The 23,675-nt window shown below is 64.1% G+C and carries 25 protein-coding genes; 10 read left to right on the top strand and 15 right to left on the bottom strand.

Going from position 1 to position 23,675, the window contains the following annotated elements:
• Window positions 1-17: 17 nt before the first annotated feature.
• The 3 genes from J4G32_RS09495 to J4G32_RS09485 form a co-directional block, all read right to left on the bottom strand.
• Window positions 18-884 (bottom strand): glycosyltransferase family 2 protein, encoded by an 867-nt coding sequence (locus J4G32_RS09495; RefSeq protein WP_210487537.1) that lies wholly within the window; start codon window positions 882-884, stop codon window positions 18-20.
• On the bottom strand, window positions 881-2,689 hold the full coding sequence (aspS, locus tag J4G32_RS09490; protein WP_210491291.1) for an aspartate--tRNA ligase: 1,809 nt from the start codon (window positions 2,687-2,689) through the stop codon (window positions 881-883). Before aspS ends, J4G32_RS09495 begins: the two co-directional genes overlap by 4 nt.
• 158 nt (window positions 2,690-2,847) lie before the next feature.
• Window positions 2,848-3,021, bottom strand: coding sequence for a hypothetical protein (locus tag J4G32_RS09485; RefSeq protein WP_210487503.1), 174 nt, complete (start codon window positions 3,019-3,021; stop codon window positions 2,848-2,850).
• 544 nt (window positions 3,022-3,565) lie between these two features.
• Here J4G32_RS09485 and J4G32_RS09480 point away from each other — a divergent pair.
• Complete coding sequence (locus J4G32_RS09480) at window positions 3,566-3,721, top strand: bacteriocin (RefSeq protein WP_210487468.1); 156 nt, start codon at window positions 3,566-3,568, stop codon at window positions 3,719-3,721.
• A gap of 144 nt (window positions 3,722-3,865) precedes the next feature.
• Here the strand turns inward: J4G32_RS09480 and J4G32_RS09475 are convergent, their stop codons facing one another.
• Window positions 3,866-4,114: a hypothetical protein gene (locus J4G32_RS09475; protein WP_210487442.1), complete on the bottom strand. Its 249-nt coding sequence runs from the start codon at window positions 4,112-4,114 to the stop codon at window positions 3,866-3,868.
• A 376-nt stretch (window positions 4,115-4,490) separates the two neighbouring features.
• Here J4G32_RS09475 and J4G32_RS09470 point away from each other — a divergent pair, with 376 nt between their 5' ends.
• The 3 genes from J4G32_RS09470 to rnd all read left to right on the top strand — a co-directional run bounded on the left by J4G32_RS09470 (window position 4,491) and on the right by rnd (window position 9,221).
• On the top strand, window positions 4,491-5,732 hold the full coding sequence (locus J4G32_RS09470; protein WP_210487424.1) for a beta-barrel domain-containing protein: 1,242 nt from the start codon (window positions 4,491-4,493) through the stop codon (window positions 5,730-5,732).
• Window positions 5,729-7,888, top strand: coding sequence for a peptidase domain-containing ABC transporter (locus J4G32_RS09465; RefSeq protein WP_210487401.1), 2,160 nt, complete (start codon window positions 5,729-5,731; stop codon window positions 7,886-7,888). Before J4G32_RS09470 ends, J4G32_RS09465 begins: the two co-directional genes overlap by 4 nt.
• Window positions 7,889-8,039: 151 nt before the next feature.
• Window positions 8,040-9,221, top strand: coding sequence for a ribonuclease D (rnd, locus tag J4G32_RS09460; RefSeq protein WP_210487377.1), 1,182 nt, complete (start codon window positions 8,040-8,042; stop codon window positions 9,219-9,221).
• A gap of 92 nt (window positions 9,222-9,313) precedes the next feature.
• On the opposite strand, the gene ppx is transcribed toward rnd, so the two are convergent.
• The 4 genes from ppx to J4G32_RS09440 all read right to left on the bottom strand — a co-directional run bounded on the left by ppx (window position 9,314) and on the right by J4G32_RS09440 (window position 14,933).
• Entirely contained in the window at window positions 9,314-10,837 is a 1,524-nt protein-coding gene (gene ppx, locus J4G32_RS09455) for an exopolyphosphatase (protein WP_210487357.1), read from the bottom strand.
• A 1-nt stretch (window position 10,838) separates the two neighbouring features.
• Entirely contained in the window at window positions 10,839-13,028 is a 2,190-nt protein-coding gene (locus J4G32_RS09450; protein WP_343232636.1) for an RNA degradosome polyphosphate kinase, read from the bottom strand.
• A gap of 119 nt (window positions 13,029-13,147) precedes the next feature.
• Window positions 13,148-13,840, bottom strand: coding sequence for a P-loop NTPase family protein (locus tag J4G32_RS09445; protein ID WP_210487328.1), 693 nt, complete (start codon window positions 13,838-13,840; stop codon window positions 13,148-13,150).
• Complete coding sequence (locus tag J4G32_RS09440; protein WP_210491270.1) at window positions 13,833-14,933, bottom strand: AI-2E family transporter; 1,101 nt, start codon at window positions 14,931-14,933, stop codon at window positions 13,833-13,835. Before J4G32_RS09440 ends, J4G32_RS09445 begins: the two co-directional genes overlap by 8 nt.
• 238 nt (window positions 14,934-15,171) lie before the next feature.
• On the opposite strand from J4G32_RS09440, the gene purM reads away from it, so the two are divergent.
• On the top strand, window positions 15,172-16,239 hold the full coding sequence (gene purM, locus J4G32_RS09435; protein ID WP_210487321.1) for a phosphoribosylformylglycinamidine cyclo-ligase: 1,068 nt from the start codon (window positions 15,172-15,174) through the stop codon (window positions 16,237-16,239).
• Window positions 16,239-16,886, top strand: coding sequence for a phosphoribosylglycinamide formyltransferase (gene purN / locus J4G32_RS09430; protein WP_210487296.1), 648 nt, complete (start codon window positions 16,239-16,241; stop codon window positions 16,884-16,886). Before purM ends, purN begins: the two co-directional genes overlap by 1 nt.
• A gap of 112 nt (window positions 16,887-16,998) precedes the next feature.
• Here the strand turns inward: purN and J4G32_RS09425 are convergent, their stop codons facing one another.
• On the bottom strand, window positions 16,999-17,361 hold the full coding sequence (locus J4G32_RS09425; RefSeq protein WP_210487270.1) for a hypothetical protein: 363 nt from the start codon (window positions 17,359-17,361) through the stop codon (window positions 16,999-17,001).
• 162 nt (window positions 17,362-17,523) lie between these two features.
• Window positions 17,524-17,946 carry a nucleoside-diphosphate kinase gene (gene ndk, locus J4G32_RS09420; protein WP_210487251.1) on the bottom strand — a complete coding sequence of 141 codons (423 nt, stop codon included), beginning with the start codon at window positions 17,944-17,946 and terminating at the stop codon, window positions 17,524-17,526.
• A gap of 164 nt (window positions 17,947-18,110) precedes the next feature.
• Between ndk and J4G32_RS09415 the strand changes: the two genes are divergently transcribed.
• Window positions 18,111-18,515 carry a DUF2147 domain-containing protein gene (locus tag J4G32_RS09415; protein WP_210487224.1) on the top strand — a complete coding sequence of 135 codons (405 nt, stop codon included), beginning with the start codon at window positions 18,111-18,113 and terminating at the stop codon, window positions 18,513-18,515.
• 58 nt (window positions 18,516-18,573) lie between these two features.
• On the opposite strand, the gene J4G32_RS09410 is transcribed toward J4G32_RS09415, so the two are convergent.
• Window positions 18,574-19,281: a glutathione S-transferase N-terminal domain-containing protein gene (locus tag J4G32_RS09410; RefSeq protein WP_210487197.1), complete on the bottom strand. Its 708-nt coding sequence runs from the start codon at window positions 19,279-19,281 to the stop codon at window positions 18,574-18,576.
• A 195-nt stretch (window positions 19,282-19,476) separates the two neighbouring features.
• Between J4G32_RS09410 and J4G32_RS09405 the strand changes: the two genes are divergently transcribed.
• The gene (locus J4G32_RS09405) at window positions 19,477-19,728 is read left to right on the top strand and encodes a hypothetical protein (RefSeq protein ID WP_210487170.1); all 252 of its coding nucleotides are present in this window, start codon (window positions 19,477-19,479) and stop codon (window positions 19,726-19,728) included.
• Window positions 19,729-19,782: 54 nt separating this feature from the next.
• Here the strand turns inward: J4G32_RS09405 and J4G32_RS09400 are convergent, their stop codons facing one another.
• Window positions 19,783-20,241 (bottom strand): GNAT family N-acetyltransferase, encoded by a 459-nt coding sequence (locus J4G32_RS09400; protein WP_343232623.1) that lies wholly within the window; start codon window positions 20,239-20,241, stop codon window positions 19,783-19,785.
• 167 nt (window positions 20,242-20,408) lie between these two features.
• Between J4G32_RS09400 and J4G32_RS09395 the strand changes: the two genes are divergently transcribed.
• Entirely contained in the window at window positions 20,409-20,813 is a 405-nt protein-coding gene (locus tag J4G32_RS09395; protein ID WP_210491246.1) for a DUF4345 domain-containing protein, read from the top strand.
• A 49-nt stretch (window positions 20,814-20,862) separates the two neighbouring features.
• Here the strand turns inward: J4G32_RS09395 and J4G32_RS09390 are convergent, their stop codons facing one another.
• Entirely contained in the window at window positions 20,863-21,363 is a 501-nt protein-coding gene (locus tag J4G32_RS09390) for a GNAT family N-acetyltransferase (RefSeq protein ID WP_210487154.1), read from the bottom strand.
• 13 nt (window positions 21,364-21,376) lie between these two features.
• A complete protein-coding gene (gene gatB / locus J4G32_RS09385) occupies window positions 21,377-22,849 on the bottom strand; it encodes an Asp-tRNA(Asn)/Glu-tRNA(Gln) amidotransferase subunit GatB (protein ID WP_210487126.1) in 1,473 nt (490 codons plus the stop codon).
• 219 nt (window positions 22,850-23,068) lie between these two features.
• Between gatB and J4G32_RS09380 the strand changes: the two genes are divergently transcribed.
• Window positions 23,069-23,368, top strand: coding sequence for a hypothetical protein (locus J4G32_RS09380; RefSeq protein ID WP_210487095.1), 300 nt, complete (start codon window positions 23,069-23,071; stop codon window positions 23,366-23,368).
• 54 nt (window positions 23,369-23,422) lie between these two features.
• Here J4G32_RS09380 and J4G32_RS09375 read toward each other — a convergent pair whose 3' ends face one another.
• Complete coding sequence (locus J4G32_RS09375) at window positions 23,423-23,659, bottom strand: hypothetical protein (protein ID WP_425515508.1); 237 nt, start codon at window positions 23,657-23,659, stop codon at window positions 23,423-23,425.
• Window positions 23,660-23,675: the final 16 nt, after the last annotated feature.

The raw sequence follows: 23,675 nt of genomic DNA, 5'->3' as shown, positions 1-23,675 counted from the left end.
GCTGGCGAAAAACCGCTTCACGACAGCCCCTCCCGCCCCAGTGCGGTCCGGCCGCGCAGAAACGCAAAGGCGCCGGCGGCAGATCCCGCATAGCGCTCGATGAGGGCGCGCCGGAAGGTGAGGCACACGCCGAGCGTCTTCAGGGCATTGACCAGAAACATTCCCAGCGCGGGCGCGGGAAGATTGTACTTCCGGCTCACATAGGCGCGCGACCACGCCTGATGCCAGCGGGCACGAAAGATCCGGCCGGGTTTCGGCCCGCTCGAGCGCCCTCGCCCGTGCCGGACGACGGCCTGCGGAACATAGACGAGCGCCGCGCCGCTATCGGCGATCCGGCGGCAGAGATCGTCATCCTCGTAGAACAGGAAGATGTGGGGATCGAAGCCGCCGAGTTGGAGAAACAGCGCGCGGCGGACGAGAAAGCACGCACCCGAAAAGAACGGCGCGCAGGCTTCCCCATCCGGGAGAGCCAATGCGCCGCGCGGGTTCGTGAGGTACGGCGCGAGCAGCGAACGCGGCTGGAAGAACACCCGGCCGCTCGGTTCCACGATCTGCGGCGCGAACAGGCCCGCATCCGGATAGCGCGCGGCGGCATCGAGAAGGGCCGCGACAGCCCCGGCCTCGACGATGACATCGGGATTGACCACCAGCACGAAGTCGCTCTCGGCGGCGCGCGCGCCGAGATTGTTCGCCCGGCCATAGCCTTCGTTGCGCAGGTTGCGGACGACCCTTGCACCGAAAGCCTCGGCAATGGCCACCGTGTCGTCGAGGGACGCGTTGTCGACGACGACGACCGGCACCTGCTCGGCCTTCAGGGCCGCGAGACAATCCGGCAGCGCGTGGGCGCTGTCGAAGGTCACGACGATGGCCGTCGCCGGGATCATTTCTCCTGCAGGTTCAGACGAATGTGCGATTCGCGCAGCTGCTTGGGCGAGACCTCGGACGGCGCACCGAGCAGAAGATCCTCGGCCCGCTGGTTCATCGGGAAGATCGTGATCTCGCGCAGGTTCACCGCGCCGCAGAGCAGCATCACGATACGGTCGATGCCCGCCGCCATGCCGCCGTGCGGCGGCGCGCCGTAATGGAACGCGCGATACATGCCGCCGAACTTGTCCTCAAGCGTCTTCTCGTCATAGCCGGCAATACCGAACGCCTTCTTCATCACGTCCGGACGATGGTTGCGGATCGCCCCCGAGGCGAGCTCGAAGCCGTTGCACACCATGTCGTATTGATAAGCGGTGAGCGTGAGGATGCGCTCCTTGTCGGCATCGGTGAGCGCGAGAAAGTCCTCCGCCTCGATGGCCGGCATCGAGAACGGGTTGTGCGAGAAGTCGATCTTCTTCTCGTCCTCGTTCCACTCATATTGCGGGAAATCGACGATCCACGCGAAAGCGAACTGGTTCCTGTCGCCGAGCCCCAGCTCGTCGCCGATGCGAACGCGCGCCTTGCCGGCAAGCGAGGCGGCCTTGTCCTCGGTTCCGGCCGAGAAGAACACCGCGTCGCCGGCCTTCAGACCGGCCTTCTCGCGGATCGCGGCCTGCGCCTCGGCGGGGATGAACTTCGCAATCGGACCCTTGCCGACGATCGCCCCGCCCTCTTCCTCGAACACCACATAGCCGAGGCCGGGCGCGCCTTCCGTGCGGGCCCATTCGTTGAGCTTGTCGAAGAACGAGCGCGGCTGGGCGGCCGCCCCCGTGGCCGGGATCGCGCGCACGACCCCGCCCGACTTGATGACGTTCTTGAAGGCGTTGAAGCTTACATCGTCGCGGGAGAACTCGTCCGACACGTCCACGATGACGAGCGGGTTGCGCAGGTCGGGCTTGTCGGTGCCGTATTTCAGCAGGGCGTCGAAGTACTTGATGCGGGGAAAGACGTCGGTCACCGGCTTGCCGTCGGCGAAATCCTTGAAGGTGTCGCGGATGACCGGCTCCATGGTCTGGAACACGTCCTCCTGGGTGACAAAGCTCATTTCCACGTCGATCTGGTAGAACTCGCCCGGCAGGCGGTCGGCGCGGGGGTCCTCGTCGCGGAAGCAGGGCGCGATCTGGAAATAGCGGTCGAAGCCCGAGATCATGATGAGCTGCTTGAACTGCTGCGGCGCCTGCGGCAGGGCGTAGAACTTGCCCGGATGCAGGCGCGACGGCACAAGAAAGTCGCGCGCGCCCTCGGGCGAGGAGGCAGTCAGGATCGGGGTCGTGAATTCCGTGAAGCTGCTCTCCTTCATGCGGCGGCGGATGGCGTCGATGATCGCCCCGCGCTTCATGATGTTCTGGTGCAGCTTGTCCCGGCGCAGATCGAGATAGCGATAACGAAGGCGGGTCTCCTCCGGGTATTCCTGGTCGCCGAAGACCGGCATCGGCAATTCGTCGGCCGGGCCCAGCACCTCGATCTCGGTGATGTAGAGTTCGATCAGGCCGGTCGGGAGATCGGCGTTTTCAGTACCGGCGGGACGCTTGCGCACCTTGCCGTCGACGCGGATCACCCATTCGGAGCGGGCACTCTCGGCGAGCTTGAAGGCCGGCGAATCCGGATCGATGACGCATTGCGTCATGCCGTAATGATCGCGCAGGTCGATGAAGAGGACACCGCCGTGATCGCGGATACGGTGGCACCAACCGGACAGGCGGGCCGTGCCGCCGACATCGGTGTCGCGGAGCGCGCCGCAGGTATGGGAGCGGTAGCGGTGCATTGGGGCGGTCATGGGAGCCTGCTCAGAATGGTGTTTTGCCGCACCATTCATGGCCGCCGGGCGATGTCAAGGCGGGCCGGGGTTCGACGGGGCTTTTGTCATGGACTGAGCCTCATCGAACCCCTCAAAAGCGCCTGGGCTTTTGCCGTGATCCGGAATCAGCCGGTGACGACCGGAAGTTCCGGGTCCTTGCCGCCGATGCAGGGGCGACGACCGCCGGACACCAGAGCGTATTCAGCCGCATCCAACGCGATGATCGCCATCGTATCGACGGCGAGATCGGCCTGGTTCGCGGCAGTCTCAGAGCGAGCAGTTTTGACGAGAACGTCCATTTCAACTCTCCATTCCAAGGTGGGGCGATCGCTTGGCGGCCCGGCAGGGTTGTCGAACCACGGTACAGCGACCTCACCTTAACGTTATTACATTAAGAGTAACATGTAGAGTCAAGCCTGCCGGGCGTTGGCGGCACTATTGTCGCAGCATTCGGCGTTTCGGACGCGACTGCCCAACGGAGTCTTATTTTGCCGGTGTTTTCGCATCGACAATCAGGATTTGGGAGCGCGTTCCGTTTATTACTCAGGTTGCAATATTTAAATGCTTCAATCTTAAATTGCCGCTCTTTGCTCGTCGGACTTCTTGCAATCCCGGGCAAATCGGGGGCTCAGAGCCGTTTCAGAGGAGGGGGACGTTCGACTCTGACGCTTCCGCGACACACAGGTGCGCCACCGCACAAGGATGCAGGCGCACGATCCGGAACACCCAGCGGTTGTTTGACGATACACTGTAACACTTCATAATGCCGACGAACCGGCGTCGCGTCCGGAGCGTGTGGGCGATGCCGCTTCTCCGCGCGGCTCAACAAAGGGAAACCAAAGCATGACTGAACACGACATCACGATCCAGGCCCCCGAAGCGCTGTGCGCGCCCCTGCCTTCCGAGATTCCCGCTCCTGCGACCCTGAGTGACAACGAGCTCGCCGCGGTTTCGGGCGGCATGACTCGGAAGGTCAACGAATACGAAGGCCAGCACTGACACTCGTCGCAATCGCCAGCCTTCGGAGCGCTGCGTCGTTCGCAAAACCGGCCGACGCGACAGAAGGCGCGCCGGCCATGACTCTCGTCGAAGGGAAGCCTGAGCTCCCCTTCGACAGGATCGATTTCTAAATGTCGAAGACGCTTAGCAGCACCTGAAATTAGGGTCCCGCTTCGGCAGCGGCGGCTCTTTCGGCAATTCGATAATCTTGTTCGGCGTAATCAGGATCGGATCCATGTACATTACGGGCTTCTTCGGTTTGGCTGAGGTTCCTCCCCCGCCATCTCCGGCGGACCCGCCACCGCTGCCGATCAGATCCATGAACTCAACGAAGTCATTGGAATATATCCCGCCCGACACGCGCGCCAAGTCATCGTCGCAAAGGGCCAACATAATCGTATCCGTTAAAATCTCGTCGCTCTGAAATTCTTGAGATAGACCTCCCCGACGGAGAGGTCGGCTTCAAGAACCGCGCAATTCAATAATGTTGCTGTTCACGCATTATGATAAATCCCGTTGCGTCAATTTGAGCAATTACCCCGCATATTCTTCAAGCCACAGCCCGATTTTATCTAGGCAAAGGAGGATTGAAATCTACAAGAGCTATCCGTTTAGATAGCTAACATTGTGATTGTGGTGTGCTATCGATAATTCTACTTACAGTATCTGGTTCTATATTTGATTTTCACAAGGCGGACTTGCCTTCTTGCTGTTTGTGCAACACTCTTTCATTAGCTTCATTGTTTGATTGAAAGCCCGAGGACAGGCCGTGACACAGAGCTTCTTTCGTCCGCAGGTCCTGGCGGGTGCGGACGAAACAGCGGCGTCCATGCCGGCTTCCCCCATGTCCTGGCACCTGCTCGGCGGCTTTCTGTTTCTCGCGACAGCCGTCTCGATCGCGTTCGCGGCCAATGCGGGCTATTCCCGCAAGGAGATGGCGTCCGGGGCGCTCGTCTCGAGCGCAGGTCTCGTGCGGGTGGCGGCGCGTCGCGACGGCATCGTGACCGACATCAGAATCCGCGAGGGCGATAGCGTGGCCGCCGGCCAGGCGCTTTTTACCGTCGACACGCAGCAGGGACTGGCGGGTGGCGGCACGCTCGGCACCGCGCTCTTTGCTTCGCTCGACGCCCAGGCCCGCCTGCTCCGCGAGCAGATCGCGGCCGATCCCGCCCGCGTCGCCAACGAGAGCATCCGGCTCGATGCCGCCATCGCAAGCGTCAAGGCCCAAAGAACCGCCATCGCCGCACAGCGCGACCTGCAGGCGCAGCATATCGAGGCCGTCGACGACCGGCGGCAGACGCTCGCCGAACTCTATCGCAAAGGGAACGCCACCAAGGTCGCACTGCAGGAGCAGGAGGCCAATCTGCTGGCCAGCCGTCAAAGCCTCGCCGACCTTGAGCGCCAGATGGCCGCGGTCGATCGCGAGCTCGAGCAGATCCAGCTCCAGCGCGAGCAATTGCCGGTGCAGCAGAACGAGCGTGTCTCGCAGCTGCGTCTCGCCCTGGCAGACCGGGAGCGCGATCGCGCCGAAGTGGAGGCGCGGGGCGCGCAGGTCGTCCGGGCGCCGATCGCCGGGCGCGTCACCGCGCTCCAGGCCAATGCGGGGCAGATCGTCGATGCGAGCCGCCCTCTCCTGACCCTGGTGCCCGACGGCGCCGAGCTCCTCGTCGAACTCTTCGTGCCGAGCCGGGCCATCGGCTTCGTGCGCGTCGGCCAGCGGGTGCGCCTCATGGTCGACGCGTTTCCCTATCAGCGGTTCGGAATCGTCGAGGGCCATGTGGAGACGGTCTCGCAGGCCGTCCTCGCGCCGAACGAAACGTATGGCAAGGTCGCCCTGAAGGAGCCTTCCTATCGGGTTGCCGTCGCCCTGCGCCAGCAGAGCATCGAGGCCTTCGGACATTCCGTCGCGCTGCAACCGGATATGTCCGTTCAGGCCGATATCATCCTGGAGGAACGCTCCCTTCTCGCGTGGCTGTTCGAGCCACTCCTGAGTGTCCGGGGGCGCATGTGAGCCTGCTCGACAAGCTCGACATTCTCGGCCGCCCGCAGCTGCCCCTGATCCGACAGACGGAGGCGGCCGAATGCGGATTGGCCTGCCTTGCCATGGTCGCCTCCTACCACGGCTACGCGCTCGACCTGATCAGCCTGCGCCGAAAGTTTTCGATCTCTCTCAAGGGCACCACCCTCAAGGACTTGCTCACGCTCGCGCAGCGCATCGGCCTGATGGGGCGGGGCCTGCGACTTGAACCAGAACAGCTGGGGCGCATCGCGACTCCGTGCATCCTGCACTGGGACATGAACCATTTTGTGGTGCTCAAGGAAGTCCGCGGACGGAAGCTCGTCATCCACGATCCCGCCTCGGGCCTGCGCACCTACACGCTGAAGGAGGCCGGACGCCACTTTACCGGCATTGCCCTGGAACTGTCGCCCACCCGCAGCTTCGAGAAAAAGCAGGAGACCAGCAGGCTGCCGCTGTCGGCCTTCTGGGGCCGTCTCAAGGGCATGAACCGCGCCCTTGGGCAGGCCCTCGTACTATCCGCCATCCTGCAGATCGTGACCCTGGCGAGCCCGTTCTACATGCAATTGGCGGTTGATGACGCCATCATGAAGAGCGATGCCGGCCTGCTCGGGGCGCTGGCACTCGGGTTTAGCCTGCTGCTCGTGATCAATACCGGGGCGGCGTGGCTGCGCGCGCAGGTGCTGATGTTCCTCGGCAACGCCCTGAACTTTCAGATGAGCGCGAACCTCTTCAACCACCTGGTCCGGCTGCCGCTGGAATGGTTCGAGAAACGGCATATCGGCGACGTCGTCTCACGCTTCGGTGCGACCGCGCCCATCCAGAGCCTGTTCTCGCAGGGCCTCATCGGCGCGGTGGTCGACGGGGTGATGGCGGTCCTGACGCTGGGGATGATCCTTGTCTACAGTCCCGCCCTGTCGGCCGTCGTTCTTTCGGTGCTGGCCTTGTATGCGGTGCTGCGCATCGCGTCGTATCTGTTGTCGCGCCAAATGCAGGAAGAGGTCATCGAAGCGGCAGCCCGGGAAAGCACGACCTTCATCGAGACCGTGAGGGCGATCCAGAGCATCAAGATCTTCGGTCGCGAGGCGGACCGGGAGGCGCTGTGGCAGAACCGCCATGCGGACGCCATCAACCGGGGCATGAAACAGGCCCGCCTCGCGCTCGGGTTCAACACGGCCAACCAGCTGCTCTACGGGCTCGAAAACGTGCTGGTCGTGTATCTGGGCGCGCGGGCCGCCATGGCGGGCGAGATCACCATCGGCATGCTCTATGCCTTCATGGCCTACAAAGAGCAGTTCCTCGGCAAGGCCACCAATCTGATCGAGATGGCGCTCCAATACCGGATGCTGGACCTTTACGTGTCCCGCCTGTCGGATATTGCGCTGACCGAGAAGGAGCCCGGCCATGGGCGTCGCGGCCTCATCGACCGGCCGATCAGCGGGGACATCGAGGTCCGATCGGTCCATTACCGCTATGCCGACATAGAACCGGAGGTGCTGTCCGGCGCGAGCTTCTCGGCAAGCCCCGGCGAATTCGTCGCCATCACCGGCCCGTCCGGTGGCGGCAAGACGACCCTGCTCAAGGTCATGCTGGGCCTGCTGACCCCGAGAGACGGATCCGTGCTGGTGGATGGCGTCCCGCTCGACCATGTGGGATTGCAGGCCTTCCGGTCGCAGGTCGGCGTCGTCATGCAGGACGATCACCTTCTCTCCGGCACCCTTGCGGACAACATCTGCTTCTTCGACGCGACCCTGGATGTGGACTGGATGCGGCGCTGCGCGGAGATGGCCGGCATCGACGACGAGATCATGGCGATGCCGATGAACTACAACACCCTGATCGGCGATATGGGCACGACCCTGTCGGGCGGCCAGCGCCAACGGGTTCTCCTCGCCCGCGCGCTTTATCGGCGGCCCAGGATCCTGTTCATGGACGAGGGCACGTCCAATCTCGACCTCGACAAGGAGCGGGAGGTGAACCGGGCGCTGGCCGAACTCGCCATCACCCGCATCGTCATCGCACACCGCCCGGATACCATCCGGGCCGCGGACCGCATCGTCGTCCTGCGCGGCGGCCAGCTCTCGGCCCCGATCGATTCCGAAGCCCTCGCTTTCGTCGAGACCGCCCGCTCCCATGGCAGCGTCGCATGAGGTCCTGATAAACACCCGCTAACCGTTGCGGGCCAACGGTCACCCCGGCACAAAGGCCCTCCACCGGTCGGTCGCCATGTCCCCGGTTTTGCGCGTCTGGCACCAAGTCAGGAGTCGCAGGAACGCCCGGCTTCGGCTAAAAGCCTTGACCATGGATTTGATCACTTCCACCGACGCCCTTGCGGCAGCCTGTGCCCGTCTTGCCGCCCACCCGTTCGTGACGGTCGATACGGAGTTTCTGCGAGAAACCACGTATTATCCCAAGCTCTGCCTGATCCAGATGGCGGGGCCGGATCCGGACGACGCCTTCCTGATCGATCCGCTGGCGGAGGGCATCAGTCTCGATCCCTTCATGGCCCTGATGGCCGACCCGGCCGTGACAAAGGTCTTCCACTCGGCCCGGCAGGATCTGGAGATCGTGTGGAATATCGGCCAGATGGTCCCCGCCCCGCTTTTCGACACCCAGATTGCCGCCATGGTCTGCGGCTACGGCGATTCGGTCTCCTACGAGCAACTGGTCAACGATTTGGCGAAGGCCCGCGTCGACAAGTCGTCGCGCTTTACCGATTGGTCGCGCCGGCCGCTCACCGAGGCGCAACTCACCTACGCCTTGTCGGACGTCACCTATCTGGTGACCGTCTATCAGGAATTGCTCGCCCAGCTCCAGAAGAGCGGCCGGCTCGCTTGGTTGAGCGAAGAAATGGCGGTGCTCACCGCGCCCGAGACCTACCAGGCCGATCCCGAAAACGCGTGGCGTCGCCTTGTGGGCCGCCTGCGCAAGCCCAAGGAGGTCGCCGTCCTGATGGAGATCGCCGCCTGGCGCGAGCGTGAGGCCCAGAGTCGCGATGTCCCCCGGGGACGGATCCTCAAGGACGACGCCGTCGTCGACCTCGCGGTTTCAGCCCCGCGCAACGTGGAGGCCCTCGGCCGGCTCCGGTCGATTCCCAACGGTTTCGAGCGCTCCCGCACCGGCGGGGACATTCTCGAGGCGGTGGAGCGCGGTCTTGCCCGTGATCCCTCCACGGTTCCGGCCCCCGAGCGCTCCCGAGGCCGCGGTGCGGCCGGCGCCGTCGTCGAACTGCTGAAGGTTCTCCTGAAGGCGATCGCCGAGGAAGAGGGCGTCGCGCCCAAGATCATCGCCACGGTGGACGAGCTGGAGGCCATCGCCGAGAGCGACAGCGCCGATGTGCCGTCCCTGAAAGGCTGGCGTCGGACCCTTTTCGGCGAGAAGGCCCTGGCCCTCAAGAACGGGGAATTCGGGCTGGTTCTGGAGCGCGGCCGGGTGAAGGTTCGGCCGATCCATGCGGCTGCGGCGGCGACCGCACCTGTCTGAACACGGCAGACGGAAACACCGGGCAATCCCGGTGTTTTGCTCGTCCTCGCGACATCGAGGGCTGGCGAGAGGCTTGCTGCCAGCAGGATTGCTCAGATCACTTCAATCACCGGATCCAGATTCGTGAGCTTGCCCAACGCTTTCATGCGTCCGGCGAGGCGCTCATTGGCAAGGTCCGCCATGGCCTTCGGCAGGCTGAGCACGATGTTTCGGCCGCGCACGACGAGTGGCGTGCGGGGCAGCACGCCTTCCATGGCGACCGAGACCGGATAAGCGATCCGCATCAGGGCGGCGAGGAAACGGGCGCGTTCCATCAACCGGGTTCCGGCCAGCACCTTGATGCGCGACCCGACCTTGTCGGGGGACAGGCCCTCATGCCGGAAGAAGATCGACAGCGCAAGATAGGCGCGCCCCGCATGGTCGAGGCCCGCAAAGGACCCGTAGGCGATGAGGTTGAGGCTCTGCTCGCCCCGGTAATCCGGGTGGGCGCGCCAGCCGATATCGGCCAGCAGACAGGCGGCCCGTCTCAGGCGACGCTCCGCATCCGTTTCCGGCAGGCCGACCGAGTCGATGAACTGGCTCGTCCAGGCCCACAATTCGTCGCCATGCCCGGGCGAGCGCGAGCGCAGCAGGTTGAGGTCGGCGGCGGCCGCTACCAGCGGATCGAGCTGCTGGGTCTCGTTGTCGAGCTTCTGGTAGAGCACCCCCTCGCGGACGCCATAGGCGGAGATGGCGACGTCCTTCGGTTGCCCGAGGCGGATGATTTCCTCAAGCAGAATCGCCCCGTAGGCGAGCAGCGGCCGGCGCGCTTCTGAAACGCTCTCGATGTCTTTCAGCGTCTTGGCGTCTGCCTCCTCCACCAGGTGGAGAAAGTCGAGGCTGCCGCCCGGATCGATGGTGTAGGCGTGCATGACGTGGAGGGGATAATCCGTCGCCGCCTGATGAAGCCGCGCCAGGGATCGCCAGGTGCCGCCCACCGCGTAGAAGGTCCGGCCATGGAGCTTTTCGAGATAGTCGGGTGCTCGTTCGAGCGACGCGCGGATGATCTTCTGGGCTTTCTTCACCGAGCCCCCGCTGAGGTCCTGGAGAGCAAGGCCGCCGAGCGGCATCGTCACGCCCACGCCCACATGACCTGCCCTGACATCCACCAGTTCGAGGCTGCCGCCGCCCATGTCGCCCACCAGGCCGTCCGGCGTGTGGAAGCCGGAGAGGACGCCGAGGGCTGACAGGCGGGCTTCCTCAGCCCCGGAGAGCAGCGCGATTTCGCGGCCGCAGGCTCTGGATGCCGCCTCAAGGAAGGCAGGCCCGTTCGACGCGTCCCGCGCGGCGGCGGTGGCGAGGACGAACACGTCCGAGACGTTCATGGTCGCGCACAGAACCCGGAACCGGGCAAGCGCCCGAAGCGCACGGCCGACCGCATCATCATCGAGACGGCCGGTGGTGGCTACATGACGGCCGAGGCCGCACAGGACCTTCTCGTTGTAGATCGGCGTCAGAGAGCGAACGAGGCCCTCGTAGGCCACGAGGCGGACCGAGTTCGAGCCGATATCGATGATCGCGATGGGCTGGCCCACCTTGAGCCGGCCCTGTGCCTCGCGCCGGTTGAGAAGCTGCATGTCAGCGCTGCCCACGTTTGGCCAGCGCTTTCGGGCTGGACGTCTTGAGCGACTTGCCGCGTCCGGACAAGCTGGGATTGGTCATGAAATACCGATGGGCGTTGAAGGGTTCCTCGCCTTTCGACAACGTGATCCGCTGGCTGGAGCCATCCGACAGGACGGTCCAGCTCTGCTCGTTGTCGAGGAGGTTGGCGAGCATGATCTGGTCGAGCACCTGCTGGTGAACGGTCGGGTTGAGGATCGGCAGGAGCGCCTCCACGCGCCGGTCGAGATTGCGCGACATGAGGTCCGCGGACGAGATGTACACATGCGCTTTCGGATTCGGCAGGCTCTTGCCGTTGCCGAAGGCGTAAATGCGGGTGTGTTCGAGGAACCGCCCGACGATCGACTTGACGCGGATATTCTCCGACAGGCCCTTGATGCCCGGCCTGAGGCAGCAGATGCCGCGCACGATGAGATCGACCTGCACGCCGGCAGCGCTCGCATCGTAGAGCGCATCGATGATCTCCTGATCGACGAGCGAGTTGCACTTGCACCAGATCGCGCCGGGGAGACCCGCCTTCGCGTTGGCGATCTCCTCGCCGATATGCTGGAGCAGGCGCTTCTTGAGCGTCAGCGGCGACACCGCCATCCGCTCGAGTTCGGCCGGCTCCGCATAGCCCGTGATGTAGTTGAAGATGCGGCCCACATCGCGCCCGATCACCGGATCGGCGGTGAAGAACGAGAGGTCGGTGTAAACCCGCGCCGTGATCGGGTGGTAGTTGCCGGTGCCCACATGGCAATAGGTGATGAGCTGGCCACCCTCCCGGCGCACCACCATCGACAGCTTGGCATGCGTCTTCAGCTCGATGAAGCCGAACACCACCTGGGCGCCGGCCCGCTCGAGATCCCGCGCCCAGCGGATATTGGCCTCTTCGTCGAAGCGGGCCTTCAGCTCGACCAGTGCAGTGACGGCCTTGCCCGACTCGGCCGCCTCGGCAAGTGCGGCGACGATGGGCGAATTGGACGAGGTCCGATAGAGCGTCTGCTTGATCGCCACCACGTTGGGATCGGCCGCCGCCTGACGCAGGAACTGCACCACCGCGTCGAACGACTCGTAGGGGTGATGGACGATCAGGTCCTTCTCGCGGATGGCGGCGAAACAATCGCCGCTATGCTCGCGGATGCGCTCCGGGAAGCGCGCATTATAAGGTTTGAACTTCAGATCGGGCCGCTCGAGCGCCACCAGATGCGACAGCTCGTCGAGCCCCAGCATGCCTTCCACGACGAACATTTCATCGCCGGAGATCTCGAGCTCCTCGGCCACGAAGAGGCGCAGATCCTCCGGCATCGCGGCCTCGACCTCAAGCCGGATCACGCTGCCGCGGCGGCGTTGCTTCAGGGCGCTCTCAAAGAGGCGGACGAGATCCTCGGCCTCTTCCTCGATTTCCAGATCGCTGTCGCGGATGACGCGGAACGCCCCCTGCCCCTGCATGTCGTAGCCGGGGAACAGCCGGTTGGTGTAGAGCGCGATCACCTGCTCCAGCGCGATGAAGCGGGTTGCGCCGGTCTCGGCGAAATCCGGCAGGCGGATGAAGCGGTCGGCCTTCGTCGGCAGGCGGATCAGGGCGTTGAGCACCTTGCCGTCGCTTTGGCGCGCCAGCTTGAGCGCGATGGACGCGCCAAGGTTCGGAATGAACGGGAAGGGATGGGCCGGATCGATGGCGAGCGGCGTGAGCAGCGGAAAGACGTGATTGAGGAAGTAATCCTCGAGCCAGGAGGCCTCGGGCTTGGTAAGGCCGGTCGCGCCGTCCACGAGGACGATGCCCTCCTCCAGCAAGGCGTCCTTGAGTTCCCGCCAGCGGCGCTGCTGGTCGGAGGCCAGCGCCGACACCGCGACGCTGATGCGGTTCAACTGCTCCTGTGGCGTCAATCCATCCTGCGAGGGCGCGGAGATACCCGAGCGGACCTGTCCGCGCAGGCCCGCCACGCGGACCATGAAGAACTCATCGAGATTGCCGGCCGAGATGGACAGGAAGCGCAACTGCTCGAGCAACGGATGCGAGCGGTTAGAGGCCTCCTCGAGAACCCGGCGGTTGAATTGCAGCCAGGACAATTCGCGATTGATGAATCGCTGGGGAAACTGGCGCAGCACGGCCCCGTCGAACTCGATATCCGGCGGCGCCTTCGGGGATGGCGCTTCGCTGACGATATCGTCCAGATCCAGGCTATTCCGCACGTCGCTCTCCGTCGCTGCTTTCAGGGTGACCTTCGGCGTCCGTTTTGGTTTGGACTGCGTGACGGTTTCACGACGGGGGGGCGTAAGGGGCTTCAATCGATGTCATCCATTTCCTGCGCGGCCCCGAGAATCTCAGCCGCCATGGCCCGCGACACGCGGCGGCCCCGACTCAGCGCTTCCTTATCGAGGATTTTCACCAGCTCGTCTGCCTTGGCGAGCGAGCGTTCGATCCTCAACGCGATATAGTCAACAACACTGGTATCCACCACCAGCTGTCTGTCCACGAAGAGCTTGACGAGGACGGCCTTGAGGAGCGCGTCGTCGGGCGCGCCGATCGATACGCCAGGCGCAAGACGGAGCCGTGACAGCAGGTCCGGCGTGCGCAATCCCCAGAGATCAGGCGGTTTCTCGCAGGTCAGCAGGAGGAAAGCGCGCTTTTCCCGCGCCAGATTGAGCAGATGAAACAGGGCCGCCTCGTCGCGGTCAGGCCCGTCGGCGTTCTCGATGGCAAGCGCCCCGCTCGACACCAGATGCGGCACCTGCGCTTCGCCGATCTCGAACGCGTCGATGGTCCAGGCATGGGCGGCGGCTGCCCAGATCGAGGCCAGATGGCTCTTGCCGCTGCCTTTGGGACCGGACAGGAGGAGGATCGTGTCGGTCCATGCGGGCCAGCGTTCGATTTGCGCATAGGCCAGCTCGTTCGACGGGGAGACCAGAAAATCCTCCCGTCCGAACCGGGGATCGAGCGGCAGATCGAAAGCGAGCTGCCGCGGTGGCTCACGCATCGAGATCGACCCTCGGCGTGATGATGGCAGGATCAGTGCCGCGATAGAGCGGGCTGGTCAGGTATTGGTGAAGACCGAAGCGGGCCACGACGCCAATTGCCGCGGCGAGCGGCACCGCCAGCAGCAAGCCGACGAAGCCGAAGACCGAGCCGAAGGCCAGAAGCGCGAACATCAGCCAGACCGGATGCAGCCCGACGCTTTCGCCCACGAGCTTGGGCGACAGGATGTTGCCCTCGACGAACTGGCCGAACACGAAAATGCCGAGGGTGGCGACGATCAGCGTCCAATCCGGCCAGAACTGCACGATGGCCACGCCCATGGACAGGATGAGGCCCGTCAGCGAGCCCACATAGGGAATGAAGCTAAGGATGCCCGATGTCATGCCGATCATGGCGCCGAAATTGAGCCCCAGCAGGGACAGCGCGACCGCGTAGAAGGTGCCGAGAATGATGCAGACCAGCGCCTGACCGCGCACGAAGCCCGCAATCGCCTTGTCGATATCGCGGGCAATCGCCCGGATCGTGTCGCGGTGGCGCATCGGCATCCAGGAATCGACGGTGGTGACCATGCGGTCCCAGTCGATCAGCATGTAGAACGCGACAACCGGTGTCACCACCAGCAGGGAGAAGATGCCCAGCAGCGCCTGCCCGCCCGACCACAGGGACTGGAGGAACGACCCCATCCAGGCCATTCCCTGCGAAATCAGATTTCCGACCGAGGTCTGCATGTCCTTGAGGGCGTTGGAGCCCCCCAGCCGCTCGATGAGCGGCCCGCCCTGCTCGACGGCCAATTGCTGCAGCCGCGCGACGTAGCTTGGCAGCCGCTCGACGAACTCGCCCAGCTGCTGGGCGATCAGCGGCACGACGACCATCAGGCCGACGATGAAGATCAGCACGAAGAGCACAAGGATGATGAGGCTTGCTCCGAGGCGGCCGAGACCGACGCGCTGTAGCCGGTCCGCCAACGGGTCGAGGAGGTAGGCCAAGGCAAATCCTGCGACGAACGGCAGCAGGATGGTGCTGAAGACCGCAAGCAGGCCGGCAACAATGAAAAGGCTGACGAGCCAGAAAATCATCTGCCGTTGGAATGTCATCGTGGCACCACTCGGAATGTCGCAAGCCGGCTCTGCCGACCAAACCCCGAAATAGGCACCCTGGCGCATGCGGGTCAAGGCTGTGCTCCCCGGCTGGCCTTCCCCTTCGTCAGCACCGCTCCGGCCGCGTTGCGGACAACCGACTGTGCGACACCCTCGCGATTGCGACAAAAAATGCGAGTATCGCTTGCCTCTCGGCAGCGCTCGTCTTACTGCCGCCGGGACACGGGGTGAGCGGATGACCGAGAAACTGCCGAACGGGATGACCTATGCTGAGGCAGGCGTCGATATCGATGCCGGCAACGCCATGGTCGATCAGATCAAGCCCCTCGTGCGCTCCACGCGGCGGCCGGGGGCCGATGCCGAGATCGGCGGCTTCGGCGGCCTCTTCGACCTGAAGGCGGCGGGTTTTTCCGATCCGATCCTGGTCGCGGCCAATGACGGGGTCGGCACGAAGGTCAAGATCGCCATCGACACCGGCATCCACGACACCATCGGCATCGATCTCGTGGCCATGTGCGTGAACGACATCATCGTGCAGGGCGCCGAGCCCTTGTTCTTTCTCGACTATTTCGCCACCGGCAAGCTGACACCGGAAATCGGCGTCGCCATCGTCAAGGGCATCGCGGCAGGCTGCGTACAGGCCGGCTGTGCCCTCGTGGGCGGCGAGACGGCCGAGATGCCCGGACTTTACGCGCGCGGCGACTACGATCTGGCAGGCTTTGCGGTGGGTGCGGCCGAACGTGGTACCCTGCTACCGAAGGGCGTGGTCGCGGGCGACGTGCTGATCGGCCTGCCGTCGTCGGGCGTCCATTCGAACGGCTTCTCGCTCGTCCGCCGCATCGTCGAGGCCTCCGGCCTGCCGTGGGATGCGCCGGCCCCCTTCGCGCCAGGCCGCAGCCTCGGCCAGGCCCTGCTCGATCCGACGCGGATCTACGTGAAGCCGCTGCTGTCCGCCCTGAAAGCTGGTGCTGGGATCAAGGCGCTGGCCCATATCACCGGCGGAGGCTTCCCGGACAACATTCCGCGGGTACTCCCCGATGGCGTGGGCGTGCTTCTCGACCTCGACGCCATTCCGGTCCCGCCGGTCTTCGGGTGGCTGTCCCGCACCGGCGGCGTCACCGAGGCCGAGATGCTGCGCACCTTCAACTGCGGGATCGGGATGATCGTCGTGGCCGCATCCGACGACGCCGAAGCAGTGATGCAGAGCCTCCGCGACGCCGGGGAAAGCCCTGTTCTTGTTGGCAAAACCGTTGTTCATACCGACGGCGAGCAGGTTCGCGCTTCGGGCCGATTGAAGGTCTGATGCGCCGACGCCGCATTGCCATTCTGATCTCGGGACGGGGCTCCAACAGCGCCACGCTCATGGCAGCCGCGCGGTCGACGGAATTCCCCGGTGAGGTCGTCCTCGTGATGTCGAACCGGCCGGAGGCCGAAGGGCTCGCGCGGGCCCGGGAGGCCGGGATTGCGACGGGGGTGGTCGATCACACATCCTACAACGATCGGGAGAGCTTCGACGAAGCACTTCATGCGATGCTTGAAGCCCACGCCGTCGACGTCGTGTGCCTGGCTGGGTTCATGCGGGTCCTGACGGACGCCTTCGTCGAGCGGTGGGCGGGGCGGATGATCAATATCCATCCGTCGCTCCTTCCGCTCTTCCGCGGCACCAAGACCCACCAACGGGCGCTCGATGCCGGGGTGCTCGTGCATGGCTGCACCGTGCATTTCGTGGTCCCGGAACTCGATGCCGGACCCATCATCGCCCAGGCGGCAATCCCGGTCGTGCCGGGCGATACGGCAGAGGCCCTGTCAGCGCGTGTGCTCGCGCAGGAACATCTGCTCTATCCGCGGGCGCTGCAGATGGTCTGTGATGGGTCGGCAACCCTCGTGGGCGAGCGTGTCGTGTTCGCGGGATCCTGGGCTCCGACGGGTTCAATGCGATCCCCGGATTGACCGGGCGCGGGTGCGGAAACGACAGTGGCCGGGTCAGGCCCGGCCACGACGTTCAGATTATCAGTGTCGGCACCTGCGGAAGTACAGCGAGCGGATCCGACCGCTCGGCCAGTCAGAGCGCCGGGCGCTGGAGCTTGCACGACTCGAGCGCGGCGAGGGCCTTGCCCCGGGCCGTGTCGTTGAAGACTCCCGTGTCGCGGTAGGCCTGGACTTCGTCGGCAGACATCGTCCGCAACGTACGGCCGGCATAGCAATCGCATTTGCGCGACAGCGAGGTCTCGCTGACGCCCTGGAGCTTGGCCTGCGTGACACCGCAGGCCTGACGGATGCGCGCCTGCAACTGGCTGACGCTTTCCGTCTTCAGCGCGGGGTCGGGCTGGTACATCGTCGGGGTGTTCGACGCGGATGCCAGAACCGCCGACGCGGACACGGTGAGGAATGCGGCTGCCAGCAGCGCGCGGAGGGCGGGTTTCATCGGAACTCCATGGGGCAACGATACAATCGTGCCCTAAGAATAGCCTCCTTGTGAGGCCGTCAAGGGGGATGCGCAAACAGCCTTAAAACTTAGGCAAGAGCACCCCTCCCCGGCACAAAAAAGGCCGCCCGGAGGCGGCCTCTTCGTGCCGGAGCTTCGGGATCAGCCGACGATTTCGTTGCCGGAGAAGAACTGCGCCATCTCAAGCTTGGCATTGTCCTGGCTGTCCGAGCCGTGCACCGAGTTCTCGCCGATGGACTTGGCGTAGAGCTTGCGGATCGTGCCCTCGGCGGCGCTTTCCGGGTTGGTCGCGCCCATGATCTCGCGATACTTCACGACGGCGTTGTCGCCTTCGAGAACCTGGACGACGACCGGACCGGAGACCATGAAATCGACCAGCTCACCGAAAAACGGGCGTTCCTTGTGAACGGCGTAGAAGGTCTCGGCCTCGCGACGGCTCATGAGGATCCGCTTCTGGGCGACGACCCGCAGACCGGCCTTTTCGATGACGGCATTGACGGCGCCCGTGAGGTTCCGCTCGGTCGCGTCCGGCTTGATGATGGAAAATGTGCGCTCGGTGGCCATGAAACTCACTCTCGGGATGAAATAGGGAAGGTGGCGCGCTTATAGCCGCGCGCTCCCCTGCCCTCAAGGGGCCTTTTCGCATCTGCGAAGATTCGCAAGGCCTGGCCATGGCGGCAGCCACGCTGCGCCCTACCTCTTCGGTCTGACACAACGGAGATGCTGTCATGAAGTGGATCAGCCTTGCGGCCTTTGCGGCGGCGCTCAGTGTGTCTTCCGTGTCCGCGCAGACGGCCGATCCCAGTGGGGTCTATGTCAACGAGACCGGCGAGACCCGGGTGCGTGTCGCCCGCTGCGGCCCCGTCCATTGCGGGACGATCATCGGCGTGAACGGGCAGACCATCGACGAGAACAATCCCGATCCATCGCTGAGGGCCCGCAGCCTCATCGGGGTCCTGATGATCGCCGATATCAAACCGGCCGAAGGCGGGTTTTCCGGGCAGCTCTACAATTACAAAGACGGTCGCACCTATGCGGGCAAGGCGGTCTTCGAGGGCGGCGCCATGCGGCTCTCGGGCTGTGTGCTCGGCGGCCTGATCTGCCGGACGCAGGTCTGGGCGCGCGCCAACTGACAATGCACCGCAAGACCAGTGGGAACCCGTCGGATCCCCACTGGTGCTTGTCGAAAGGTCAGCGCGCCTTCTGTCCGAAGAGCACGGCCTGCACGGCGGGATCTTTCATGTCGTAAGATCCGCGATCTTCCGCGCCGACCTCGATCCCCTTCTTCACGGCCGGCCGGCCGAGAACGACATCGAGCCAGCGCTTCACGTTCGGAAAGTCCTCGATGTTCTGACCCTGCCGTTCCCACAGCTTCGCCCACGGGGCGATTGCCATGTCGGCGATGGAATACGCGCCGGCGACGAAATCGCGATCGGCCAAACGCTTGTCGAGGATGCCATAGAGACGATTGGTCTCGTTGGTGTAGCGGTCGATGGCGTATTGCACCTTCTCGGGCGCATAGATGCGGAAATGGTGGGTCTGGCCGAGCATCGGGCCGAAACCGCCCATCTGCCAGAACAGCCATTGATCGACCTCGACCCGCTGGCGTTCATCGGTCGGGTAGAACTGCCCGGTCTTGCGACCAAGATATTGCAGGATCGCGCCGGATTCGAACACCGAGATGGGTTTGCCGTCAGGACCAGCAGGGTCGACAATCGCCGGCATCTTGTTGTTGGGCGAAATCGCCAGGAAGTCGGGTTTGAACTGATCGCCCTTGCCGATATTCACCGGGTGGATGCGATAGGGAAGACCCGCCTCCTCCAGCATGATGGTGACCTTCCATCCGTTCGGAGTCGGCCAGTAATACAGATCGATGGGTGGTTGGGCGGAAGCCGCCATAGCATACCTCTCCTTGGCTCACGATCGGGCGCGAATTGCGACGTTAGGGCAAAACGATGGATTGCGGCACCCTCTCCCCGCGCGCAAATGCGGTGGATAGAACGCATGGCTGCGCGTTAATGCTTGAATGTTTTAACATTGCGCAGGATGTTTGCTCGAGCACCGTCCACCATGGGTGCGCTTTAGGGGAAACATATGACGAAACGAATTCTACGGTCCGCACTCGCCTGCGCCCTCGCAATCGCCCCGCTCGGCAGCGCGCTGGCGGAAAGCGCCGAGAAGCCCGCGAAGGAATTGACCGTCGGGCAGAAGGCCGCGCGTGAGCGCATGACCCAATGCAGCACGGAGTGGAAAGCCGCAAAGGCCGCGGGAAAAACCGAGGCGGCGACGACGTGGCCGAAGTTCTGGAGCGCCTGCAACACCCGCCTGAAAGCAGTGAAGGCCTGAGCAGAGACATCTGCGGGCAGTTCCGAGCAGCGGAAGGCGTCGTCATGGCCGGTCTCAGAGCGCCTTCTTGAAGCCCTCGTGCGACCTCACATAGCCGATGCGCTCATAGAAGCGGTGCGCGTCCTTGCGAGCCTTGTTGGACGATAGCTCCAGCAGGCTCGCACCTCGGGCGCGCGCCTCGGTGGCGGCAAAATCCATCATCCTCGCACCGATGCCGGTCGAGCGCCGACTCGCCTTCACCTTCACGCTCTCCACCTTGGCCCGCAATGCGCCACGTCCGGTCAGGTTTGGAATGAAGGTGATCTGGAACGTGCCGACGACGACACCCTCCTCGACCGCGACAAACAACCGGTTGTCGGGGCTGCGCGCGATCGCCTCGAAAGCCCGCTCGTAGGAGAGCCGGTTTTCCGCCGTCCACACATCGCCATGGGCGCCAAGGTCATCCTCTTCATGGAGGCGGATGATGGCTTCCAGATCGGCTGGCATCGCCTCGCGGATGTCCAGGATGGTCACGCTTTTCTCCCCTGCTGGCAGGCTTATAGACGCGCGGTCGCGGTGCGCAAAGCATCGCCGCAAACGGTGCGCGGCATATGGTTGAAAAACGAGGTGTTCAAACGGCAAGGATTGATCTCTTGTCCGGAAGGATCAAAATCGGCGCAGGAGGACCACGGATGACGAAACTGGAACAGGAACGGCGGCGCCTGCAGCAGGCCGTGGCGCTGGCAGCCCTCATTCCGGTGGCGACAGGCCTCTACGGCGTCCTCTTCGGGCAAGCGTTGACGGGAGATTCGGTGAGCATTTCGGCAGAGAGCCATTTCCGGTTTCTCTCCGGCCTGCTCCTGGGCATCGGCGTCTTGTTCTGGACGACCGTGCCCCGGATCGAGATCCGGACCGATCGTTTCCGCATTCTCACGCTTCTGATCGTCATCGGCGGCCTTGCGCGGCTCGCAGCCTTCGCGCTGACCGGCCTGCCGTCCCTGTTCATGATCGGCGGCCTCGTCATGGAACTGGTCGTCACACCAGTGCTCTGCCTGTGGCAGACGCGGATCGCAAACCGCTATGCGGACGCATTCGGGGTCGCTTAAGCGGACGTTCGGGGCAAGCCCCACGGGCCGCGCCCCGCCACCAGGCGGATCACAAGTCCCGTTGGAAATGGAACTCGACCGTCCCCGAAATGTCGCCGATCGGCCTCTCGCCGGGCTGCAGGCCATAGCCGAGAGACTGGTAGAGCCGGTGCGCCGCTGAGAAGCGGGTGTCCGACCAGAGAACGATCCGGACGGCCCCGCGATCGCGCGCATAGGCTTCCACATGAGCGACGAGACGGGCGCCAAGGCCCCGACGACGCTGATCGGGGCGGACATAGAGCCGGTGCAGCTCGGCAGTCCCCGGTTCCGGAAACCCGATCGCCACGCAGGCGCAGACCCGACCGCGTTCATCCTCGAGAACCCAAAAGGCTTCGTCCTTCTGGACAAAGGCCCGGCTCGGCTCCCGCAGATCCTGCAGGTCCTCATGGGGGTCGACAAAACAGCCGGGATAATCGGCGAAGCATAGCGACAGCAACCCGAAGAGGTCCTGCGAATCGTCATCACGCGCCAGCCGGAGCGCAAGGGCCGGTGCCTGCGGAGCCTCGATCATCGTCGCGATCTCCTCACTCGATGCCGAGCTTGGCTTTCAGCAGCTCGTTGACCGCCTGTGGATTGGCCTTTCCACCGGTGGATTTCATCACCTGCCCGACGAACCATCCCAGCAGGGTCGGCTTGGCCTTCGCCTGCTCGACCTTTTCCGGATTGGACGCGATGATGGCATCGATCGCCGCCTCGATGGCGCCCGTATCCGTCACCTGCTTCATGCCGCGGGTTTCGACGATCTGGCGCGGGTCGCCGCCTTCGTTGTAGACGATCTCGAACAGGTCCTTGGCGATCTTGCCCGAAATCACGCCCTCGCCGATGAGATCGACGATTTCGCCGAGCTGGGCTGCCGACATGGGCGAGGCCGCGATATCCTCGCCCTTCTTGTTCAGGCGCCCGAACAGCTCGTTGATGACCCAGTTGGCCGCCGTCTTGCCGTCCCGGCCCTTGGCCACATCCTCGAAGAAGTCCGCCGAGGAGCGCTCGGCGACGAGGACGCCAGCATCATAGGCGGTCAGCGCGTAATCGGCGATAAAGCGCGTCTTCTTGGCATCCGGCAATTCGGGCAGGTGCTGGGCGAGGTCGTCCACATAGGCCTGATCGAATTCCAGCGGCAGCAGGTCGGGATCCGGGAAGTAGCGGTAATCATGCGCCTCTTCCTTCGAGCGCATAGAGCGCGTTTCGCCCTTGCCGGGATCGAACAGGCGGGTCTCCTGGTCGATGGAGCCGCCATCCTCCAGAATGCCGATCTGACGCCGCGCCTCATATTCGATCGCCTGGCCGATGAAGCGGATGGAATTGACGTTCTTGATCTCGCAGCGCGTGCCGAGCTCCTCACCCGGACGCCGGACAGACACGTTCACGTCGGCGCGCAGGTTGCCCTTCTCCATGTCGCCGTCGCAGGTGCCGAGATAGCGCAGGATGGTGCGCAACTTCGTCACAAAGGCCTTGGCCTCCTCAGACGAGCGCATATCGGGCTTGGACACGATTTCCATCAGGGCCACGCCCGACCGGTTGAGATCGACGAAGCTCAGGGTCGGGTGCAGGTCGTGGATCGACTTGCCGGCATCCTGCTCAAGGTGCAGGCGCTCGATGCGCACCGTAATCGTCTCGTTGTCGCTGACGTCGACGATGACCTCGCCCTCGCCCACGATCGGGCTCTTGAACTGGCTGATCTGGTAGCCCTGCGGCAGGTCCGGATAGAAGTAGTTCTTGCGGTCGAAGGTGCTGCGCAGGTTGACCTGGGCATTGAGCCCCAGACCGGTCCGGATGGCCTGCCGCACGCATTCTTCGTTGATGACCGGCAACATGCCGGGCATGGCCGCATCGACCAGCGAGACGTGGCTGTTGGGGTCACCCCCGAATTCCGTCGAGGCGCCCGAGAACAGCTTGGCCTGTGAATTGACCTGGGCGTGAATCTCCAGGCCGAGGACGATTTCCCAATCGCCGGTCGCGCCCTTGATCAGCTTCTTCGAATTGACTGGAGCGTTCATGCGCCTCGCGCCCTTTTATCGTGCATTTCAAGCCCGGAGTAAGTGCCATCGCGTGTCGGGGTCAACCCCCTTTGCGCGGCGGGAACCCTGACAGTCCAGGCGCGCCGCCAAGCTTAATTGAAGAGCCATTTGGAACTCGGAAGGCAAAAAGGCCAAGCCGATTTGAAACCTCACGGCGAATTGAACGTTGAGCCTGTATAACAGACGAAGGAGATGATAATGGCCATCGATCCCATCGACCGCGATCCCAACGTCGTTAATCGCGAAACCAACGTTTACGAGACCGAACCCCGGAGTTCCAACACTCTAGCCTACTTGATCGGCGGACTTGTTGTGGCGCTCGGCCTTCTGGCGTTCCTGTTCTATGACGGCGGCGCCCGGGACGTAAGCACCACCGGCAGCACGACGCCTCAAACCCAGACGATCCCGTCAAATCCGAGCGCGCCCACGACTCCCATGAGCCCCATGGCGCCGGCTCCGATGGCTCCGGCCGCTCCGGCGACCCCGGCGCCGCAGTAACCTCGACCACAACGCTATGCGACAAGGGCCCGATTTCGATCGGGCCCTTTTTGGTTACGAACGGGCGAACGCCCGGCGCGCCGCATAGCCGACGATCGCCCAGGCAAGCGCCGCTATCGTCCTGACGGGATAAAGCGTCGGGTAGTCGCCGCCGATCGGCGCAATCCAGGGCAGGCCCGTGGCGGTGATGGCCCAGGACACGAGAACAGATCCGGCCAAGGCCGCAATGGCGGCGATAAACACTTTGCCGAATTGATCCGCCTTCCAGCCCAGGATCACCGCGATGGCGATGAGGACTGGGTCGAAC

The organism is Microvirga antarctica, assembly GCF_017921815.1.
GTDB classification, from domain to species: domain Bacteria; phylum Pseudomonadota; class Alphaproteobacteria; order Rhizobiales; family Beijerinckiaceae; genus Microvirga; species Microvirga antarctica.
The sequence above is the reverse complement of the archived record's forward strand: the minus strand, read 5'-3'. Positions and strand labels throughout refer to the sequence as shown.

Excerpts from the sequence above, each read along its gene's own strand:
- aspS (WP_210491291.1), bottom strand. The coding sequence starts at position 2,689 with ATGCACCGCTACCGCTCCCATACCTGCGGCGCGCTCCGCGACACCGAT.
- J4G32_RS09410 (WP_210487197.1), bottom strand. The coding sequence starts at position 19,281 with ATGGCGGCTTCCGCCCAACCACCCATCGATCTGTATTACTGGCCGACT.
- J4G32_RS09495 (WP_210487537.1), bottom strand. The coding sequence starts at position 884 with ATGATCCCGGCGACGGCCATCGTCGTGACCTTCGACAGCGCCCACGCG.
- J4G32_RS09480 (WP_210487468.1), top strand. The coding sequence starts at position 3,566 with ATGACTGAACACGACATCACGATCCAGGCCCCCGAAGCGCTGTGCGCG.
- J4G32_RS09440 (WP_210491270.1), bottom strand. The coding sequence starts at position 14,933 with ATGACATTCCAACGGCAGATGATTTTCTGGCTCGTCAGCCTTTTCATT.
- J4G32_RS09380 (WP_210487095.1), top strand. The coding sequence starts at position 23,069 with ATGGCCATCGATCCCATCGACCGCGATCCCAACGTCGTTAATCGCGAA.
- J4G32_RS09475 (WP_210487442.1), bottom strand. The coding sequence starts at position 4,114 with ATGTTGGCCCTTTGCGACGATGACTTGGCGCGCGTGTCGGGCGGGATA.
- J4G32_RS09485 (WP_210487503.1), bottom strand. The coding sequence starts at position 3,021 with ATGGACGTTCTCGTCAAAACTGCTCGCTCTGAGACTGCCGCGAACCAG.
- J4G32_RS09445 (WP_210487328.1), bottom strand. The coding sequence starts at position 13,840 with ATGCGTGAGCCACCGCGGCAGCTCGCTTTCGATCTGCCGCTCGATCCC.
- ndk (WP_210487251.1), bottom strand. The coding sequence starts at position 17,946 with ATGGCCACCGAGCGCACATTTTCCATCATCAAGCCGGACGCGACCGAG.
- purM (WP_210487321.1), top strand. The coding sequence starts at position 15,172 with ATGACCGAGAAACTGCCGAACGGGATGACCTATGCTGAGGCAGGCGTC.
- gatB (WP_210487126.1), bottom strand. The coding sequence starts at position 22,849 with ATGAACGCTCCAGTCAATTCGAAGAAGCTGATCAAGGGCGCGACCGGC.
- J4G32_RS09415 (WP_210487224.1), top strand. The coding sequence starts at position 18,111 with ATGAAGTGGATCAGCCTTGCGGCCTTTGCGGCGGCGCTCAGTGTGTCT.
- rnd (WP_210487377.1), top strand. The coding sequence starts at position 8,040 with ATGGATTTGATCACTTCCACCGACGCCCTTGCGGCAGCCTGTGCCCGT.
- purN (WP_210487296.1), top strand. The coding sequence starts at position 16,239 with ATGCGCCGACGCCGCATTGCCATTCTGATCTCGGGACGGGGCTCCAAC.
- J4G32_RS09405 (WP_210487170.1), top strand. The coding sequence starts at position 19,477 with ATGACGAAACGAATTCTACGGTCCGCACTCGCCTGCGCCCTCGCAATC.
- ppx (WP_210487357.1), bottom strand. The coding sequence starts at position 10,837 with ATGCAGCTTCTCAACCGGCGCGAGGCACAGGGCCGGCTCAAGGTGGGC.
- J4G32_RS09390 (WP_210487154.1), bottom strand. The coding sequence starts at position 21,363 with ATGATCGAGGCTCCGCAGGCACCGGCCCTTGCGCTCCGGCTGGCGCGT.
- J4G32_RS09425 (WP_210487270.1), bottom strand. The coding sequence starts at position 17,361 with ATGAAACCCGCCCTCCGCGCGCTGCTGGCAGCCGCATTCCTCACCGTG.